A 17,141-nucleotide genomic window follows, 5' to 3' on the forward strand; every position below is an offset into this window, starting at 1 on the left:
GGAATGGAAAACGAAGTCGGTTGTTACCTGATTTTAGGAGCATACACTGAAAAGTTGCGAAAGCGTGCGGATTTGAAAAATGGAGAAATATGTAAGAAAGTACACATCGGCCACTCTACTTTTAATGATTTAAAAAAGGGGCAAAACGCCCATTGAGTGATTACGTAAAAGTGGTGGAGTGCTGTCTGGATGCCTTCAATGAAGAGGAAGCCGGAGCTATCTGGGATGAATGGAGGAGAATGTATTTTCAGTACAGGAGAAGAAAAGAGGAGGAGAGAGGAGAACGGTGAAAAAACAGATAAAGTAAAAGTGGCAGGCGGGAAAAAGTTTCCCGCCTGCGGTCTTTATGAATGGATTTTTTGTTTAGGATGTCTATTTGCTATTCTCGAAAAATATCAAATGGTAGGCATATCTTTTCCGTGTGCGATAACGAAAACACAAAAAATAACAATTTATTAGGTAGAAAAAGTTGGGGGAATGCTTCGTAGTTCATAAATAATGATTAAATTTGCCGCGATTTGTAATGTTGAGTTTGCAAAATGACGAATAATACTATAAAGCATCTGGGTATTGTGGAAAACATACAGGGTTCTCATCTGTCGGTGAGGATTGTTCAGACATCGGCTTGTGCGGCTTGTAGCGCAAAGGGACACTGTTCCTCAGCAGATAGCAAGGACAAAATCATAGATGTTATCGATACGGCGGCCTCTTCCTACCGGGTAGGAGAGAAAGTCATGGTGATTGGCGAAACGTCGATGGGCATGATGGCGGTGGTATTGGCTTTTATAATTCCTTTCATACTTCTGATATTTTCACTATTCCTTTTTATGGCGTTGATGGAGAATGAACTGTATTCCGCTCTTCTTTCTCTGGCTATACTTATACCCTATTATTTCATTCTCTGGCTCAACAAAACACGACTGAAACAAAAATTTTCATTTACTATAAAACCAATAAATAACTAAAACATTATGAATTTGATTCTGATTGCAGTGATTTCATTGGGAGCTATAGCGCTCGTGCTGGCCGCTATTCTGTATGTGGCTTCCAAGAAATTTGCCGTGTATGAAGACCCGCGGATTGCCCAAGTGGGGGAAGTGCTTCCCCAGGCTAATTGCGGTGGATGTGGCTACCCCGGTTGTAGCGGATTTGCCGACGCTTGTGTCAAAGCCGGTTCACTGGAAGGTAAGTTCTGCCCTGTAGGCGGACAGCCTGTCATGGCAAAAGTTGCTGATATTCTCGGACTGGCAGCCGGTGAGGCTGAACCGATGGTAGCAGTGGTGAGATGTAACGGAACCTGTGCCAACCGCCCTCGCATCAACCAGTACGATGGTGCCAAGAGCTGCGCTATTGCCGCTTCACTGTATGGTGGTGAGACAGGATGCAGTTACGGTTGTCTGGGATGTGGTGACTGTGTGGCGGCTTGTCAGTTTGACGCCATCCACATGAATCCCGAAACGGGTCTGCCGGAAGTGGACGAGACTAAATGTACGGCTTGCGGTGCTTGTGTGAAGGCCTGTCCGAAAGCGATTATCGAGATTCGCCCGCAGGGTAAGAAGTCGCGTCGCGTGTACGTCTCTTGCGTGAACAAAGACAAAGGCGCTGTTGCCCGCAAAGCTTGTACGGTAAGTTGTATCGGCTGTGGCAAGTGTGTGAAGACTTGTCCGTTCGAGGCTATCACATTGGAGAATAATCTGGCTTACATTGATCCGAACAAGTGTAAATCTTGCCGGAAATGTGTGGAAGTTTGTCCGCAGAATTCTATTATCGAGCTGAATTTCCCTCCTCGCAAACCGAAGGCGGAAGAAGCTGTGGAAGCTCCGAAAGCACCAGTTGCTCCGAAAGCTCCGGCTACTCCGAAAGTAACAGAATAATAACAGAATAAAATACAGAATTGTATGTTAAAGACATTTTCAATTGGTGGAGTTCATCCACACGAAAATAAATTGTCGGCACATCAACCTATCATCACGGCGGAGGTTCCTGCAAAGGCCGTTATTTTGCTGGGGCAGCACATCGGCGCACCTGCAAAGCCGATTGTTGCGAAAGGGGATGTGGTAAAGGTGGGCACTAAGATTGCCGAACCGGCCGGCTTTGTTTCGGCAGCAATTCACTCTTCCGTCAGTGGCAAAGTGGCGAAGATTGATACGATAGTCGATGCCAGTGGTTATGCGAAACCAGCTATTTTTATTGATGTGGAAGGTGATGAATGGGAAGAAACGATTGACCGTAGCGCAACCCTGGTGAAAGAATGTGAGCTTTCGTCGGAGGAGATTGTGAAAAAGATTGCCGAAGCGGGAATCGTCGGTCTGGGTGGCGCTTGTTTCCCTACTCAGGTGAAACTTTGTCCTCCTCCTTCTTTCAAGGCCGAATGTGTGATTATCAATGCGGTAGAGTGCGAACCTTATCTGACGGCCGATCATCAGCTTATGCTGGAACACGCGGAAGAGATCATGGTCGGTGTTTCTATCCTGATGAAAGCTGTGAAAGTGAACAAGGCGTTTATCGGAATCGAAAATAACAAACCGGACGCTATCGAGCTGATGACGAAAGTGGCTTCCGGTTATGCCGGTATCGAGGTAGTGCCTTTGAAGGTGAAATATCCGCAAGGAGGTGAAAAGCAACTGATCGATGCGATAACCAAACGCCAGGTGGCGAGCGGCGCCCTTCCTATTTCTACCGGAGCGGTCGTTCAGAACGTGGGTACTGCTTTTGCTGTGTATCAAGCCGTTCAGAAGAACAAGCCGTTGTTTGAACGGGTAATCACTGTGACCGGTAAGTCGGTTGCAAAACCTTCCAACTTCCTGGCCCGTATCGGTACGCCGATGAAGCAGCTGATTGATGCTTGCGGTGGTCTGCCGGAAGATACGGGAAAAGTGATCGGTGGTGGTCCGATGATGGGTAAGGCTTTGGTCAATACGGAAGTTCCTACTGCGAAAGGCAGTTCCGGTATTCTGATCATGAATCAGAAGGAAGCCAAGCGTGGTGAGGCACAGACCTGTATCCGTTGCGCGAAGTGTGTAAGCGCTTGTCCGATGGGACTGGAACCGTACTTGCTGGGAGCTTTGTCCGAAAACGGTGATTTTGAAAGAATGGAAAAAGAAAGAATCATGGACTGTATCGAGTGCGGCTCTTGCCAGTTCACTTGTCCTGCCAACCGTCCGTTGCTCGACTATTGTCGTCTCGGTAAAGGCAAAGTGGGAGCTATGATTCGTGCACGTCAAGCTAAAAAATAACGAATATGGAAAATAAATTAATCGTATCACTATCACCCCACGTTCATGGCGGAGACAGCGTACAGAAAAATATGTACGGTGTGCTGATTGCACTGATTCCGGCGTTTCTGGTGTCTCTCTATTTCTTCGGACTGGGTGCTCTGATTGTTACTGCTACTTCCGTTGCGGCCTGTTTATTCTTCGAATGGGCGATCGGAAAATATTTGATGAAGAAACCGACTTCAACAATTTGTGACGGTTCTGCTGTCATCACAGGTGTGTTGCTGGCTTTCAATTTGCCGTCCAACCTACCTGTATGGATTATTATTCTGGGCGCATTGTTCGCTATCGGTGTAGGCAAGATGTCTTTCGGCGGATTAGGCTGCAACCCTTTCAACCCCGCATTGGCAGGACGTGTCTTCCTGTTGCTTTCGTTCCCCGTACAGATGACTAGCTGGCCGGTAGTAGGTCAGTTGACAGCTTATACGGATGCTACTACCGGAGCTACTCCGTTGGCTATCATGAAAGGAATAATCGGAGGGGTTCAGGGATTCTCTATCGACCAGCTTCCTGATTCTTTCAGTCTGCTGATCGGTCAGAACGGTGGCTGTATCGGTGAGGTCAGCGCGTTGGCTCTGCTGATCGGATTGGGTTACATGCTTTGGAAGAAAATCATCACTTGGCATATCCCTGTGTCTATCTTGGTCACTGTGTTTGTTTTTGCCGGTATCATGCATTTGGTTGATCCTGCAAAATATGTATCTCCGGTATTGCAGTTGCTTTCCGGCGGATTGATGTTGGGTGCGGTTTTTATGGCAACCGACTATGTGACTTCTCCGATGAGCAAGAAAGGAATGTTGATTTATGGTGTTTGTATCGGTCTGCTGACGGTTATTATCCGTCTGTTCGGCGCATATCCCGAAGGTATGTCGTTTGCCATCCTGATTATGAATGCGTTCACTCCGCTGATTAACACCTATTGTAAACCTAAACGCTTTGGGGAGGTAGCGAAGAAGAAATGAAAAAGTTAGAATCATCTTTAAAGAATATGCTGCTGGTACTTACGGGGGTGACTGCCATTTCCGTAGCATTGCTGGCTTACGTGAATGAACTGACAAAAGGTCCTATTGCCGAAGCGAATGCGAAGACATTGAACAAGGCCTTGAAACAGGTTCTTCCGGAATTTACTAATAACCCGGTAGGCGAAAGCGACACGATCTTCAGCGAGAAAGACGGAAAGAAAGTGGTGGACTTCATCGTTTATCCGGCAAAAAAAGGAGAGGAATGGGTAGGTTCGGCTGTTGAGTCCAAAGCTATGGGATTCGGTGGCGAACTGAAAGTGCTGGTCGGCTTTGATGCAAAAGGCAAGATTTACAATTACTCTTTGCTGGCCCATACCGAGACTCCGGGATTGGGCTCGAAAGCTGACAAATGGTTTGGAGCCTATGATGCTACCAAAGGCGAAAAGGCGGTGACGCACGAAATGAGCAAAAAGTCTATCATAGGCATGAGTCCGGGCGAAGGTGAGCTGAAAGTCTCTAAGGACGGCGGTCAGGTAGACGCCATCACGGCTTCCACTATCACGTCGCGCGCTTTCCTGAACGCTATCAACAAGGCTTACGAGGCCTATAAGACGGGAGAAGTAGATACTGTTTCGGGAGCTTCGCAGAAAAATGAACCTGCCACTGCTCCGGAAACTGAAACGGTGAAGCAAGATTCTATTAATTAAAGGAGGAGATTAAGATATGAATAATTTTAAAGTAATGATGAACGGGATTATCAAAGAGAATCCTACGTTTGTGCTCCTGCTTGGTATGTGTCCTACATTGGGTACAACTTCATCGGCTATCAATGGTATGGGTATGGGACTGGCCACTATGTTTGTGTTGATTTGCTCGAACGTGGTAATTTCTTCCATCAAGAATCTGATTCCGGATATGGTACGTATCCCATCGTTCATTGTAGTCATTGCGTCTTTCGTAACATTGCTCCAGATGGTGATGCAGGCTTACGTGCCGGATTTGTATGCCACACTGGGGCTTTTCATTCCGTTGATCGTAGTAAACTGTATCGTGCTGGGACGTGCTGAAGCATTCGCCGCGAAGAATAATCCGGTGGCTTCCATGTTCGACGGTCTTGGTATGGGACTTGGTTTTACGATAGCCTTGACTCTGCTGGGAGCTGTCCGCGAATTCTTGGGAACAGGCAAGATTTTCAATCTGACAATCATGCCGGAAGAGTACGGAATGTTGGTATTTGTATTGGCTCCGGGTGCTTTCATCGCTTTAGGATACCTTATTGCGTTGATCAACAGCTTGAAGAAAGCCTAATTCAATTAAATAAGAGAAGAATATGGAATATATATTGATTTTTATTTCGGCAATCTTTGTAAACAACATCGTGTTGTCGCAGTTCTTGGGCATTTGTCCGTTCCTGGGCGTATCCAAGAAAGTGGAAACTGCGATGGGTATGAGCGCTGCGGTTGCTTTCGTGCTGACCATCGCTACCATTGTCACTTTCCTGATTCAGAAATTTGTTCTGGATGTTTTCGATCTGGGATATTTGCAGACAATCACTTTTATTCTGGTGATCGCCGGACTGGTGCAGATGGTGGAAATCATTCTGAAGAAAGTCTCTCCGGCTCTGTACCAGGCGTTGGGTGTATTTTTGCCATTGATCACAACCAACTGCTGTATCTTGGGTGTGGCTATTCTGGTGATTCAGAAAGACTATGACTTGCTGACAGGCGTTGTGTATGCGTTCTCAACAGCTCTCGGATTCGGACTGGCGCTGGTGCTTTTTGCCGGACTGCGCGAGCAGATGAGTCTGGTGAAAATCCCGAAGGGAATGCAAGGCACTCCGATTGCTTTGATCACCGCCGGTTTGCTGGCTATGGCATTCATGGGATTCTCCGGCGTGGTATAAGATTTACAGTTGATAATTAAATATGAATTGGGGGCTCGGCTGTGTGGGGACATACAGATAATGAGTTCCCAATTCTTTTATAAATAAAATGGTTACGGAATATTGCATTCTCATTTTATTTCCATACATTTGTAGCTCAAACAATAATAGACCGAAGAACTAACCATATAAGTAAAGAATATGAAAGAAAGAATTTTAGTGACAGGGGGAACGGGATATATTGGTTCCCATACTGTTGTAGAGTTGCAAAACAGTGGGTATGAAGTAATCATCATCGATAATTTATCAAATTCCAGTGCTGATGTTGTCGACAATATAGAAAAAGTTTCCGGTATCCGTCCGGCTTTCGAAAAGTTGGATTGTCTTGATTTTGAAGGTCTTGACGCCGTATTCACAAAATATAAAGGAATTAAAGCTATCATCCACTTTGCTGCAAGCAAGGCGGTAGGTGAATCGGTGGAGAAACCGTTGCTTTATTATCGTAATAATCTGGTTTCTTTGATCAACCTTCTCGAACTGATGCCGAAACACGGAGTGGAAGGTATTGTATTCTCTTCTTCTTGTACGGTGTATGGACAGCCGGATGAATTGCCGGTGACAGAAAAGGCGCCGATTAAGAAAGCGGAATCGCCATACGGAAATACAAAACAGATTAATGAAGAGATTATCCGTGATACGGTAGCCTCCGGTGCTCCGATCAATGCAATCATGTTGCGTTATTTCAATCCGATAGGCGCGCATCCTACTGCATTGCTGGGTGAGTTGCCGAACGGTGTTCCCCAGAACCTGATTCCTTATCTGACTCAGACAGCTATCGGCATTCGCGAGAAGTTGAGTGTGTTCGGTGACGATTATGATACGCCCGACGGTTCTTGCATCCGTGACTTTATCAATGTTGTTGACTTGGCTAAGGCACACGTGATTGCTATCCGCCGTATCTTGGAGAAGGCGCAGAAAGAAAAAGTGGAAGTATTCAATATCGGTACGGGACGTGGTGTCTCTGTATTGGAATTGATTCAAGGCTTCGAGAAGGCTACCGGTGTGAAGTTGAACTATCAGATCGTTGGACGTCGTGCGGGAGATATTGAAAAAGTTTGGGCAAATCCTGATTTCGCTAATTCCGAATTGGGATGGAAAGCTGTGGAAACTTTGGAAGATACTTTGCGCTCTGCCTGGAACTGGCAGTTGAAACTTCGTGAAAGAGGTATTCAATAAATGGAATTTTTTTGTTTTTATAATCTAAATAGTTCAAACAAATCAATATGGATTTGTTTAATTGATGCGATCGACCTGAAGCTGTTCATGGGTATGTGAATATATATGAACAGTACTTATACCTCTCCGGTATAGACAGGGGGTTGCACAGTAGTTTTGTCGTGTTTTATTTTGTGTTTGTGTTGTGACGGTACTACGATGTGAGTCGTGGTACCGTTTTTAGTATGACGGGATAGATATTTCGATTGATTTTCTTATAGCGTTCCTGTGAAGCAGAACGCATCCGTTCCCCAATCAATTTCCGGTAGAGTGGATTCTGGAGCAAAGAGTCCGAAGACTGAAGAACCGGAACCGCTCATGGATGCGTAGATCGCTCCGTGATGATAGAGTTCTTCTTTTATGTCTCTGATAATGGGATGTTGCGGAAATACGCTGGTTTCGAAATCATTGATCAGGGTATCTTTCCACTCTGTAACCGGGCGTCGGATGACCTCTTTGACAGGATATTCCGGATGATGAGGGCGGATGTTTGCAAAAGCTTCCCGAGTGGATACGAACACATCCGGTTTGATAATCATGATTTGGTAGCCGCTTAATGAAAGCTCGACCGGAGAAAAGATATTACCGATTCCTTCGGCAAAGGTCGGTCTGTTTTTGATAAAGAAAGCACAGTCTGCTCCCAAAGTGGCGGCGTATACCTCCAATTGTTCTTCAGATACCCCTAACTGATAATGATCATTGAGCAACTTCAGCATGAAAGCTGCATCGGATGATCCTCCACCCAGTCCGGCTCCGGAAGGAATGTGCTTATATAGATGGATCTCTACGGGAGGAAGATGGAACTCCTTATCCATCAACAGATAGGCTTTTACCACCAGATTATCTTCCGGCTTGCCCGCTATTTCCATTCCGTGTTGGTAAAGGGTGAATTTCCGGTCAGTGTCGGGAGAAGTACGGATTTCCAGCGCGTCTTCCAAAGCTACCGGATAGAACACTGTTTCCAGATTATGATATCCGTCCGGGCGTTTTTCCGTAATGGAAAGTCCCAAGTTTATTTTGATGTTGGGGAAAGTAATCATGTTTACTATTTTATAATTTACCATTTACTATTTGCAGTGCTGCACATTGCAATTAATCTTGTGCTGAACGCGATTCAGGGACAAAGTTAGTAAAATCTTCATTTTTCCTTATCCATTCTTCGTGATTATGTTCTATCTTTGTCGTCCCGACCGGAGGAATTCCGTGATAAATGTGATAAAAGAGTCTGTCCGGTCGTAAAATAGTAAGTAGTAAATTGTAAAATAGTAAATGTTTTCATGGCCGAACAGAGAAGAAACACCCGCAATACGAAGTCTGCTAAAGTGCAACCGGTAAATGATTATGGACGTATTCAGCCGCAGGCACCTGAGCTGGAAGAAGCAGTATTGGGGGCTTTGATGATTGAGAAGGACGCTTATTCGTTGGTGAGTGAAATTCTTCGTCCCGAATCTTTTTATGAACACCGGCATCAACTGATCTATGCCGCTATCACCGATCTTGCCGTAAATCAGAAGCCGGTGGATATTCTGACTGTAAAGGAACAGCTTAGCAAACGCGGAGAGCTGGAAGAGGTCGGAGGTCCGTTCTATATTACTCAGTTGAGTAGCAAAGTGGCCTCTTCGGCGCATATTGAATATCATGCACGCATCATAGCACAGAAATCATTGGCGCGCGAGTTGATTACTTTTACCAGTAACATTCAAAGTAAGGCATTTGATGAAACGCTGGATGTGGACGATCTGATGCAGGAAGCCGAAGGAAAGCTTTTTGAGATTTCGCAGCAGAACATGAAGAAGGACTACACGCAGATCAATCCGGTGATTGACGAAGCGTATAAGCTGATTCAGAAGGCAGCGGCACGAACGGACGGATTGAGTGGGCTTGAAAGCGGTTTTACGAAGCTGGACAAGATGACTTCCGGTTGGCAGAATTCTGACCTTATTATTATTGCCGCCCGTCCTGCGATGGGTAAGACAGCTTTCGTCCTTTCTATGGCGAAGAATATAGCCGTCGATTATCGTAACCCGGTAGCGTTGTTTTCTCTTGAAATGAGTAATGTCCAGTTGGTGAATCGTCTGATTACGAATGTCTGCGAGATTCCGAGTGAGAAAATTAAAAGCGGACAGTTGGCGAATTATGAATGGCAGCAATTGGATTATAAACTGAAGGATTTGCTGGATGCACCGCTGTATGTGGATGATACTCCCTCTCTGTCGGTGTTTGAGCTTCGTACGAAAGCCCGTCGTCTGGTGCGTGAACATGGGGTGAAAATCATTATTATTGACTACTTGCAGTTGATGAATGCTAGTGGAATGGCGTTCGGAAGCCGTCAGGAGGAGGTCAGTACCATTTCACGTTCACTGAAGGGATTGGCGAAGGAACTGAACATCCCGATTGTCGCATTGTCGCAGTTGAATCGTGGTGTGGAGAGTCGTGAAGGAATTGATGGCAAACGTCCGCAGTTGAGCGACCTTCGTGAATCGGGAGCCATCGAGCAGGATGCCGATATGGTATGTTTTATCCACCGTCCGGAATATTACAAAATTTACCAGGATGATCGTGGTAATGACCTTCGCGGTATGGCGGAGATTGTGATAGCCAAGCATCGTAACGGTGCGGTGGGTGAAGTGCTGCTCCGATTCAAAGGTGAGTTTACCCGTTTCTCAAATCCGGAGGATGACATGGTGATTCCTATGCCGGGTGAGCCTGCCGGTGCTATGCTGGGGTCTAAGATGAATGCCGGAGGAGCCGGTTCCGTTCCGCCACCACCGGCACCGGACTTTACTCCGCAGTCGGGTAATCCGTTCGGGGCACCGGTAGGAGGGGATGGACCTTTGCCATTTTAGTTGCGTATTATTTCACCACAGAGGACACTGAGGACACAGAGGATATCGGAAAGATGAAAAATAAGTGTAAATCCGTAATAAGCAAAGTGTGTATAATTAACTTATAAACTAATTAAACATGAGTGCTTAAATAAAAAGAAAAAACTCTGTGTCCTCAGTGTCCTCTGTGGTGAAATAACCTGCAATTTTTTATCTAACCTTTTCGGTCAACCGAAAAATCTTATTAACTTTGCGAATCTTTTGAGAAACAATAAAAAATTAATTATATGAATATCTCTTATAACTGGCTGAAAGAGTATGTCAACTTCGATTTGACGCCTGATGAAACGGCGGCTGCGTTGACTTCTATCGGCTTGGAAACAGGTGGTGTGGAAGAAGTGCAGACCATTAAAGGTGGTTTGGAGGGACTTGTGATCGGCGAAGTGCTGACCTGTGTGGAACACCCTAATTCGGACCATCTGCACATTACTACTGTCAATCTGGGAGAAGGCGATCCGGTGCAGATCGTTTGTGGAGCTCCGAACGTGGCTGCCGGACAAAAAGTGGTAGTCGCTACATTGGGGACAAAACTCTATGACGGGGACGAATGCTTTACCATCAAAAAATCAAAAATCCGTGGTGTAGAATCTACAGGTATGATTTGTGCTGAAGATGAAATCGGTATCGGTACGGATCATGCAGGTATCATCGTTTTGCCGGAAAATGCTGTCCCGGGTACTCTTGCCAAAGATTATTATAATATCAAGAGCGATTATGTGCTTGAAGTGGATATCACTCCTAACCGTGCGGATGCATGCTCTCACTACGGGGTAGCCCGTGACTTGTATGCTTATCTGATTCAGAACGGTAAGCAGGCAACTCTGCAACGTCCGTCGGTGGATGACTTTAAAGTGGAAAACCATGATTTGGATATTGAAGTAAAGGTTGAAAACAGTGAAGCGTGTCCGCATTATGCCGGTGTTACCGTGAAAGGAGTGACTGTAAAGGAAAGTCCGGAATGGTTGCAGAATAAATTGCGTCTGATCGGTGTGCGTCCTATTAATAATGTAGTGGATGTCACTAATTACATTGTCCATGCTTTCGGACAACCGTTGCATTGCTTTGATGCCGGTAAGATAAAGGGTAATGAAGTTATCGTAAAGACAATGCCCGAAGGAACTCCGTTCGTTACATTGGACGAGGTGGAACGTAAGTTGAGTGACCGCGACCTGATGATTTGCAATAAGGAAGAAGCCATGTGCATTGCGGGCGTATTTGGCGGATTGGATTCCGGCTCTACGGAAGCTACAACGGATGTTTTCATCGAAAGTGCTTATTTCCATCCTACATGGGTGCGTAAGACGGCCCGTCGTCACGGCTTGAATACCGATGCTTCTTTCCGCTTTGAACGCGGCATCGACCCGAATAGTGTGATTTACTGTCTGAAACTGGCTGCCATAATGGTAAAAGAGTTGGCAGGCGGTACTATCTCTTCTGAAATAAAAGATGTATATACTACTCCTGCACAGGATTTCATAGTAGACCTGTCTTACGAGAAAGTACATTCGCTGATTGGTAAAGTGATTCCGGTAGAGACAATCAAGAGCATTGTGACGAGCCTGGAAATGAAGATAACTAATGAGACGCAGGAAGGACTGACACTGGCCGTTCCTCCTTATCGTGTGGATGTGCAGCGTGATTGTGACGTGATTGAGGATATTCTCCGCATCTACGGATACAATAATGTGGAAATTCCGACTACGTTGAAATCCAGTCTGACTACTAAAGGCGAGCATGACAAGTCGAATAAATTGCAGAATCTGGTTGCCGAACAATTGGTGGGCTGTGGATTCAATGAAATATTGAACAACTCATTGACCCGTGCGGCTTATTATGACGGTCTGGAAACTTATCCTTCCAATCGCCTGGTTATGCTGTTGAATCCGCTAAGCGCTGATTTGAACGCTATGCGCCAGACTTTGCTGTTCGGTGGATTGGAAAGCATTGCCCATAATGCCAATCGTAAAAATGCGGATCTGAAATTCTTTGAATTTGGTAATTGTTATTATTTCGACGGGGACAAGAAGAACCCGGAAAAAGCGTTGGCTCCTTATTCGGAAGATTATCATTTGGGTCTGTGGGTTACAGGCAAGAAGGTTTCCAACTCATGGGCGCATCCGGATGAGAACAGTTCGGTATATGAGCTGAAAGCATATGTGGAGAATATCTTGAAACGTTTAGGACTGGATTTGCACAATCTGGTGATAGGCAATCTGTCTGATGATATCTTTGCTGCCGCACTGTCTGTCCATACGAAGGGTGGCAAACGCCTTGCTTCTTTCGGTGTAGTTACTAAGAAGCTGCTGAAAGCGTTCGATATAGACAATGAAGTCTATTTCGCTGACTTGAACTGGAAAGAATTGCTGAAAGCTGTCCGCTCGGCTAAGGTCAGCTACAAGGAGCTTTCCAAGTTCCCGGCTGTACGGCGCGATTTGGCTTTGCTGCTCGACAAGAATGTGCAGTTTGCCGAAATCGAGAAGATCGCTTACGAGACAGAGAAGAAGTTGCTGAAAGAAGTGGAACTCTTCGATGTATATGAAGGCAAGAATCTGGAAGCTGGTAAGAAATCGTATGCGGTCAGTTTCTTGCTTCAAGACGAGAGCCAGACATTGAATGATAAGATGATTGATAAGATCATGTCGAAACTGGTGAAAAACCTGGAAGATAAACTAGGAGCCAAACTTAGATAAGTTTAAAATTTCAATCTAAAAATATAAACCAATGGGAAGAGCATTTGAATATAGAAAAGCTACCAAGCTGAAGAGATGGGGCCACATGGCTAAAACATTTACAAGACTGGGTAAACAAATCGCTATTGCTGTAAAGGCAGGTGGTCCGGAACCCGAAAACAACCCGACACTCCGTTCGGTGATCGCTACTTGTAAGCGTGAAAACATGCCGAAGGATAACATCGAGCGTGCCATCAAGAATGCGATGGGTAAAGACCAGAGTGACTATAAGGGCATGACGTATGAGGGATACGGCCCTCACGGAGTAGCTGTATTCGTAGATACACTTACCGACAACCCTACCCGTACCGTAGCGGACGTGCGTTCCGTTTTCAACAAATTCGGCGGAAACTTGGGTACAATGGGTTCTTTGGCATTTCTTTTCGACCATAAGTGTATTTTCACTTTCAAGAAGAAAGAGGACTTGGATATGGAAGAGCTGATTCTTGACCTGATAGATTATAATGTGGAAGATGAATATGATGAAGATGAGGAAGAAGGAACAATTACGATCTATGGTGATCCTAAGAGCTATGCCGCCATTCAGAAACATTTGGAAGAATGTGGTTTCGAAGATGTCGGTGGAGACTTCACTTATATCCCGAACGATCTGAAAGAGGTTACTCCGGAACAGCGTGAGACATTAGATAAGATGGTGGAACGTTTGGAAGAATTTGATGACGTGCAGACCGTTTATACCAATATGCAACCGGAAGGCGAAGAATAACAGTTCATGGAATATGTTTATAAGACGAAAGGCACTTGCAGCACCAACATTGAACTGAATGTGGAAGATGGAGTGGTGAAAGAAGTGGCCTTTTGGGGAGGATGCAACGGCAATCTTCAAGGTCTTTCGCGCCTGGTAAAGGGAATGAAGGTGGAGGACGTGATAAGTAAACTTGAAGGAGTACGCTGTGGTGGCAGACCCACTTCGTGTCCGGACCAGTTATGCCGTGCATTGCATGAGATGGGGTATTGATATCATCCGGTCTCAAGTATAAGATAGGAAACGCGGATTAACGCAAATTATCGCAGATTAAATTTAATCTTTGTGTAAGTTTGTGTTGATCCGCATTCTTTTATGATACTGCTTTGGGCTTTTGATGTTAGTAGCGTTTTCCTTATTTGTCGGTATTTTGAACCAAAATTGATCCCTACTCGTTATTTATAAGTATATTTGTACTGAATAAACTATTATGCAGCAATGAAGAATCTTTTTCAAGACTTAAAACGCAAAGATCATAAACGCTATTTGGGCGGACTGGATGTTTTCAAATATATTGGTCCGGGACTTCTGGTGACTGTCGGATTTATAGATCCCGGAAACTGGGCTTCTAATTTTGCCGCCGGATCCGAATTCGGCTATTCATTACTGTGGGTGGTTACCTTGTCCACGATTATGCTGATCATCCTCCAACATAATGTTGCTCACTTGGGGATTGTCACCGGACTTTGCCTTTCGGAAGCTGCCACCAAATATACTCCCAAATGGGTATCCCGTCCTATTCTTGGTACGGCGGTGCTGGCTTCCATCTCTACTTCGCTGGCAGAGATTCTGGGTGGAGCCATCGCATTGGAAATGCTGTTCGATATTCCTATTGTATGGGGAGCTGTGCTGACTACGCTTTTTGTGTCCATCATGCTTTTCACCAACTCCTATAAAAAAATAGAACGTTCCATCATTGCGTTTGTGTCTGTCATCGGACTTTCGTTTATTTATGAGCTTTTCTTGGTGCAGATAGACTGGCCGGCTGCAACAGCGGGGTGGGTGACTCCTTCGTTTCCCGAAGGAAGTATGTTGATAATCATGAGCGTGCTGGGAGCGGTGGTAATGCCTCATAACCTGTTTTTGCATTCGGAAGTGATACAGAGTCACGAGTATAACAAGAAAGATGATGCATCTATCAAGAAAGTACTGAAATATGAGTTGTTCGATACGCTGTTCTCAATGGTTATCGGTTGGGCGATTAACAGTGCCATGATTCTGCTGGCTGCCGCGACTTTCTTTAAAAGCGGCATTCAAGTGGAGGAACTGCAACAGGCCAAGTCCTTGCTGGAACCGTTGCTGGGCAGCAACGCTGCCATTGTATTTGCTTTGGCATTGCTGATGGCGGGCATTTCGTCCACCATTACAAGCGGGATGGCGGCAGGTTCCATCTTTGCCGGTATTTTCGGTGAGTCTTATCACATCAAAGACAGTCACTCGCAAGTGGGAGTCCTTTTATCGCTAGGAATCGCCTTATTGCTGATTTTCTTTATCGGAGATCCTTTTAAGGGGCTGATTATTTCGCAGATGATACTTAGTATCCAATTGCCTTTCACGGTCTTTCTGCAAGTCGGACTGACATCTTCCCGAAAGGTGATGGGGAATTATGTGAATAGTCGTTGGAGCACATTTGTGCTGTATACTATTGCGATAATTGTATCCGTACTGAATATCATGCTTCTGTTTTCCTAAAATAAACGTGAATCAATAAATATATAATGATGAAGATTATAACTTATAATGTGAACGGCTTGCGTGCTGCTGTCTCCAAAGGTTTCCCGGAATGGCTGGCGCAGGAAAATCCGGATATTCTTTGTCTGCAAGAGACAAAACTACAGCCGGATCAATACCCGGCGGAAGTGTTTGAAGCATTGGGCTATAAGTCGTATTTGTATTCGGCACAGAAAAAAGGATATAGCGGAGTGGCCATATTGACCAAGCAAGAACCTGACCACGTGGAATACGGGATGGGAATAGAAGCATACGATAATGAAGGCCGTTTTATCCGTGCGGACTTCGGCGATTTGTCGGTGGTAAGCGTGTACCACCCTTCGGGGACTAGCGGGGACGAACGCCAGGCATTCAAGATGGTGTGGCTGGAGGATTTTCAGAAATACGTGACAGAGCTGCGGAAGACACGTCCGAATCTGATTCTTTGCGGTGATTATAATATATGCCATGAACCGATTGATATTCATGATCCTGTCCGTAATGCGAAGAATAGCGGTTTCCTCCCCGAAGAGCGGGAATGGATGACGCGTTTTCTCTCGGCAGGCTTTATTGATTCTTTCCGTCTGCTTTATCCGGAAAAACAGGAGTATACCTGGTGGAGTTACCGTTTTAATTCGCGTGCCAAAAATAAAGGCTGGCGAATAGATTATTGTATGACCAGCGAGCCGGTACGCCGATGGCTGAAGAGTGCGCGGATTCTGAATGAGGCGGTGCATTCCGATCATTGTCCGATGGTGTTGGAGATTGACCGTTGAGTTTTTAGGGTCGGGATGAATATAATAAAAAGACAATAATATGGAAGATAGAGTACAAAAAGCAGTAGAGCTTTTTAAAAGCGGATACAATTGTTCACAGTCCGTAGTGGCAGCTTTTGCAGATATGTACGGATTCACGCAGGAACAGGCTCTGCGCATGGGGGCATCCTTTGGTGGAGGAATAGGCCGGATGCGCGAAACTTGTGGTGCTGCTTGCGGTATGTTCTTGGTGGCAGGACTCGAAACCGGAGCTACGGAAGCGACAGACCGCGAGGGAAAGGCGGCAAATTATGCAGTTGTCCAGGAATTGGCTGCTGAGTTTAAAAAACGCAACGGGTCGCTGATTTGTGGCGAATTGTTGGGATTGAAGAAAAAAGAACTGGTTTCAAATGTTCCGGAAGAACGTACTGCTCAATATTATAGCAAACGTCCTTGTGCGAAAATGGTGGAAGAAGCGGCGAGAATCTGGTCTGAATATCTCGAAAACCATCCCAAATAAGGGAAAAAAGCCATTATTCTTACAAAATCAATAAAAAAAACTTCAATAAAGTGTTCTATAACATAAAAATAGCTATCTTTGTCCCCGAAATAAAATCTGAAAGTCTTTCAAGACCGGATGATTTAAAGCATGTCTAACTAAAATTTCAAAGCAAATGTTGAAAGAAAAAGCAGGTGTGATTGCAGGTACTATCTGGAATGCACTGAATGAAACAGAAGGAATGACTGCCAAGCAATTGAAGAAAGCAACTAAATTGGTTGACAAAGATTTGTTCCTCGGACTTGGCTGGTTATTGAGAGAAGACAAAGTCTCTGTGGAAGAAGTTGAAGGTGAACTCTTCATCAAATTGATCTAAGCGAGTAACTCACTTAAGCAATAAAAA

Annotated in this window: 19 protein-coding genes; 18 read left to right on the forward strand and 1 reads right to left on the reverse strand. The window is 45.2% G+C overall.

Annotated elements, in window-relative coordinates; all coding sequences use genetic code 11:
* The first annotated feature begins 3 nt into the window (after positions 1-3).
* The 10 genes from BACFIN_RS22985 (at position 4) to galE (ending at position 7,355) form a co-directional block, all read left to right on the forward strand.
* Positions 4-156, forward strand: a complete 153-nt coding sequence (locus BACFIN_RS22985) for a hypothetical protein (protein WP_007752505.1) — start codon at positions 4-6, stop codon at positions 154-156.
* Positions 153-290, forward strand: coding sequence for a hypothetical protein (locus tag BACFIN_RS22620; protein WP_153834740.1), 138 nt, complete (start codon positions 153-155; stop codon positions 288-290). The genes BACFIN_RS22985 and BACFIN_RS22620 overlap by 4 nt, the downstream gene beginning before the upstream one ends.
* A 249-nt stretch (positions 291-539) precedes the next feature.
* On the forward strand, positions 540-965 hold the full coding sequence (locus BACFIN_RS11225) for a SoxR reducing system RseC family protein (RefSeq protein ID WP_007752515.1): 426 nt from the start codon (positions 540-542) through the stop codon (positions 963-965).
* A gap of 6 nt (positions 966-971) precedes the next feature.
* Positions 972-1,874: a Fe-S cluster domain-containing protein gene (locus BACFIN_RS11220; RefSeq protein WP_007752517.1), complete on the forward strand. Its 903-nt coding sequence runs from the start codon at positions 972-974 to the stop codon at positions 1,872-1,874.
* A 24-nt stretch (positions 1,875-1,898) separates the two neighbouring features.
* The gene (gene rsxC / locus BACFIN_RS11215) at positions 1,899-3,236 is read left to right on the forward strand and encodes an electron transport complex subunit RsxC (RefSeq protein WP_007752519.1); all 1,338 of its coding nucleotides are present in this window, start codon (positions 1,899-1,901) and stop codon (positions 3,234-3,236) included.
* Between the two features lie 5 nt (positions 3,237-3,241).
* Positions 3,242-4,237 (forward strand): RnfABCDGE type electron transport complex subunit D, encoded by a 996-nt coding sequence (locus BACFIN_RS11210; RefSeq protein WP_007752521.1) that lies wholly within the window; start codon positions 3,242-3,244, stop codon positions 4,235-4,237.
* On the forward strand, positions 4,234-4,944 hold the full coding sequence (locus BACFIN_RS11205) for an RnfABCDGE type electron transport complex subunit G (RefSeq protein ID WP_007752522.1): 711 nt from the start codon (positions 4,234-4,236) through the stop codon (positions 4,942-4,944). The genes BACFIN_RS11210 and BACFIN_RS11205 overlap by 4 nt, the downstream gene beginning before the upstream one ends.
* A 16-nt stretch (positions 4,945-4,960) precedes the next feature.
* On the forward strand, positions 4,961-5,545 hold the full coding sequence (gene rsxE, locus BACFIN_RS11200) for an electron transport complex subunit RsxE (protein ID WP_007752528.1): 585 nt from the start codon (positions 4,961-4,963) through the stop codon (positions 5,543-5,545).
* Between the two features lie 22 nt (positions 5,546-5,567).
* Entirely contained in the window at positions 5,568-6,140 is a 573-nt protein-coding gene (gene rsxA, locus BACFIN_RS11195) for an electron transport complex subunit RsxA (protein WP_007752531.1), read from the forward strand.
* Positions 6,141-6,320: 180 nt separating this feature from the next.
* Positions 6,321-7,355, forward strand: coding sequence for a UDP-glucose 4-epimerase GalE (gene galE / locus BACFIN_RS11190; RefSeq protein ID WP_007752533.1), 1,035 nt, complete (start codon positions 6,321-6,323; stop codon positions 7,353-7,355).
* 254 nt (positions 7,356-7,609) lie between these two features.
* On the opposite strand, the gene ispE is transcribed toward galE, so the two are convergent.
* Entirely contained in the window at positions 7,610-8,434 is an 825-nt protein-coding gene (ispE, locus tag BACFIN_RS11185; protein ID WP_032839540.1) for a 4-(cytidine 5'-diphospho)-2-C-methyl-D-erythritol kinase, read from the reverse strand.
* Positions 8,435-8,671: 237 nt separating this feature from the next.
* On the opposite strand from ispE, the gene dnaB reads away from it, so the two are divergent.
* The 8 genes from dnaB (at position 8,672) to BACFIN_RS11145 (ending at position 17,114) form a co-directional block, all read left to right on the forward strand.
* A complete protein-coding gene (gene dnaB, locus BACFIN_RS11180; RefSeq protein ID WP_007752540.1) occupies positions 8,672-10,240 on the forward strand; it encodes a replicative DNA helicase in 1,569 nt (522 codons plus the stop codon).
* A gap of 266 nt (positions 10,241-10,506) precedes the next feature.
* The gene (gene pheT, locus BACFIN_RS11175) at positions 10,507-12,969 is read left to right on the forward strand and encodes a phenylalanine--tRNA ligase subunit beta (protein ID WP_007752548.1); all 2,463 of its coding nucleotides are present in this window, start codon (positions 10,507-10,509) and stop codon (positions 12,967-12,969) included.
* 31 nt (positions 12,970-13,000) lie between these two features.
* Complete coding sequence (locus tag BACFIN_RS11170) at positions 13,001-13,735, forward strand: YebC/PmpR family DNA-binding transcriptional regulator (RefSeq protein ID WP_007752549.1); 735 nt, start codon at positions 13,001-13,003, stop codon at positions 13,733-13,735.
* Positions 13,736-13,741: 6 nt separating this feature from the next.
* A complete protein-coding gene (locus tag BACFIN_RS11165) occupies positions 13,742-13,987 on the forward strand; it encodes a TIGR03905 family TSCPD domain-containing protein (RefSeq protein ID WP_007752551.1) in 246 nt (81 codons plus the stop codon).
* A 225-nt stretch (positions 13,988-14,212) separates the two neighbouring features.
* On the forward strand, positions 14,213-15,466 hold the full coding sequence (locus tag BACFIN_RS11160) for an Nramp family divalent metal transporter (RefSeq protein WP_007752553.1): 1,254 nt from the start codon (positions 14,213-14,215) through the stop codon (positions 15,464-15,466).
* 29 nt (positions 15,467-15,495) lie between these two features.
* Positions 15,496-16,260, forward strand: coding sequence for an exodeoxyribonuclease III (locus BACFIN_RS11155; protein WP_032839541.1), 765 nt, complete (start codon positions 15,496-15,498; stop codon positions 16,258-16,260).
* 40 nt (positions 16,261-16,300) lie between these two features.
* Positions 16,301-16,759, forward strand: coding sequence for a C-GCAxxG-C-C family protein (locus BACFIN_RS11150; protein WP_007752559.1), 459 nt, complete (start codon positions 16,301-16,303; stop codon positions 16,757-16,759).
* A 154-nt stretch (positions 16,760-16,913) separates the two neighbouring features.
* Entirely contained in the window at positions 16,914-17,114 is a 201-nt protein-coding gene (locus tag BACFIN_RS11145; RefSeq protein WP_004295603.1) for a winged helix-turn-helix domain-containing protein, read from the forward strand.
* Positions 17,115-17,141: the final 27 nt, after the last annotated feature.

Source organism: Bacteroides finegoldii DSM 17565 (genome assembly GCF_000156195.1).
GTDB classification, from domain to species: Bacteria; Bacteroidota; Bacteroidia; order Bacteroidales; family Bacteroidaceae; genus Bacteroides; species Bacteroides finegoldii.

What these genes read in the sequence shown, in the direction of transcription:
- rsxC (WP_007752519.1), top strand. Translation starts at nt 1,899, where the DNA reads ATGTTAAAGACATTTTCAATTGGTGGAGTTCATCCACACGAAAATAAA.
- rsxE (WP_007752528.1), top strand. Translation starts at nt 4,961, where the DNA reads ATGAATAATTTTAAAGTAATGATGAACGGGATTATCAAAGAGAATCCT.
- ispE (WP_032839540.1), bottom strand. Translation starts at nt 8,434, where the DNA reads ATGATTACTTTCCCCAACATCAAAATAAACTTGGGACTTTCCATTACG.
- BACFIN_RS11220 (WP_007752517.1), top strand. Translation starts at nt 972, where the DNA reads ATGAATTTGATTCTGATTGCAGTGATTTCATTGGGAGCTATAGCGCTC.
- BACFIN_RS11210 (WP_007752521.1), top strand. Translation starts at nt 3,242, where the DNA reads ATGGAAAATAAATTAATCGTATCACTATCACCCCACGTTCATGGCGGA.
- BACFIN_RS22985 (WP_007752505.1), top strand. Translation starts at nt 4, where the DNA reads ATGGAAAACGAAGTCGGTTGTTACCTGATTTTAGGAGCATACACTGAA.
- BACFIN_RS11155 (WP_032839541.1), top strand. Translation starts at nt 15,496, where the DNA reads ATGAAGATTATAACTTATAATGTGAACGGCTTGCGTGCTGCTGTCTCC.
- dnaB (WP_007752540.1), top strand. Translation starts at nt 8,672, where the DNA reads ATGGCCGAACAGAGAAGAAACACCCGCAATACGAAGTCTGCTAAAGTG.
- BACFIN_RS11150 (WP_007752559.1), top strand. Translation starts at nt 16,301, where the DNA reads ATGGAAGATAGAGTACAAAAAGCAGTAGAGCTTTTTAAAAGCGGATAC.
- BACFIN_RS11170 (WP_007752549.1), top strand. Translation starts at nt 13,001, where the DNA reads ATGGGAAGAGCATTTGAATATAGAAAAGCTACCAAGCTGAAGAGATGG.
- BACFIN_RS11165 (WP_007752551.1), top strand. Translation starts at nt 13,742, where the DNA reads ATGGAATATGTTTATAAGACGAAAGGCACTTGCAGCACCAACATTGAA.
- BACFIN_RS11160 (WP_007752553.1), top strand. Translation starts at nt 14,213, where the DNA reads ATGAAGAATCTTTTTCAAGACTTAAAACGCAAAGATCATAAACGCTAT.
- galE (WP_007752533.1), top strand. Translation starts at nt 6,321, where the DNA reads ATGAAAGAAAGAATTTTAGTGACAGGGGGAACGGGATATATTGGTTCC.
- pheT (WP_007752548.1), top strand. Translation starts at nt 10,507, where the DNA reads ATGAATATCTCTTATAACTGGCTGAAAGAGTATGTCAACTTCGATTTG.
- BACFIN_RS11205 (WP_007752522.1), top strand. Translation starts at nt 4,234, where the DNA reads ATGAAAAAGTTAGAATCATCTTTAAAGAATATGCTGCTGGTACTTACG.
- rsxA (WP_007752531.1), top strand. Translation starts at nt 5,568, where the DNA reads ATGGAATATATATTGATTTTTATTTCGGCAATCTTTGTAAACAACATC.
- BACFIN_RS11145 (WP_004295603.1), top strand. Translation starts at nt 16,914, where the DNA reads ATGTTGAAAGAAAAAGCAGGTGTGATTGCAGGTACTATCTGGAATGCA.
- BACFIN_RS11225 (WP_007752515.1), top strand. Translation starts at nt 540, where the DNA reads ATGACGAATAATACTATAAAGCATCTGGGTATTGTGGAAAACATACAG.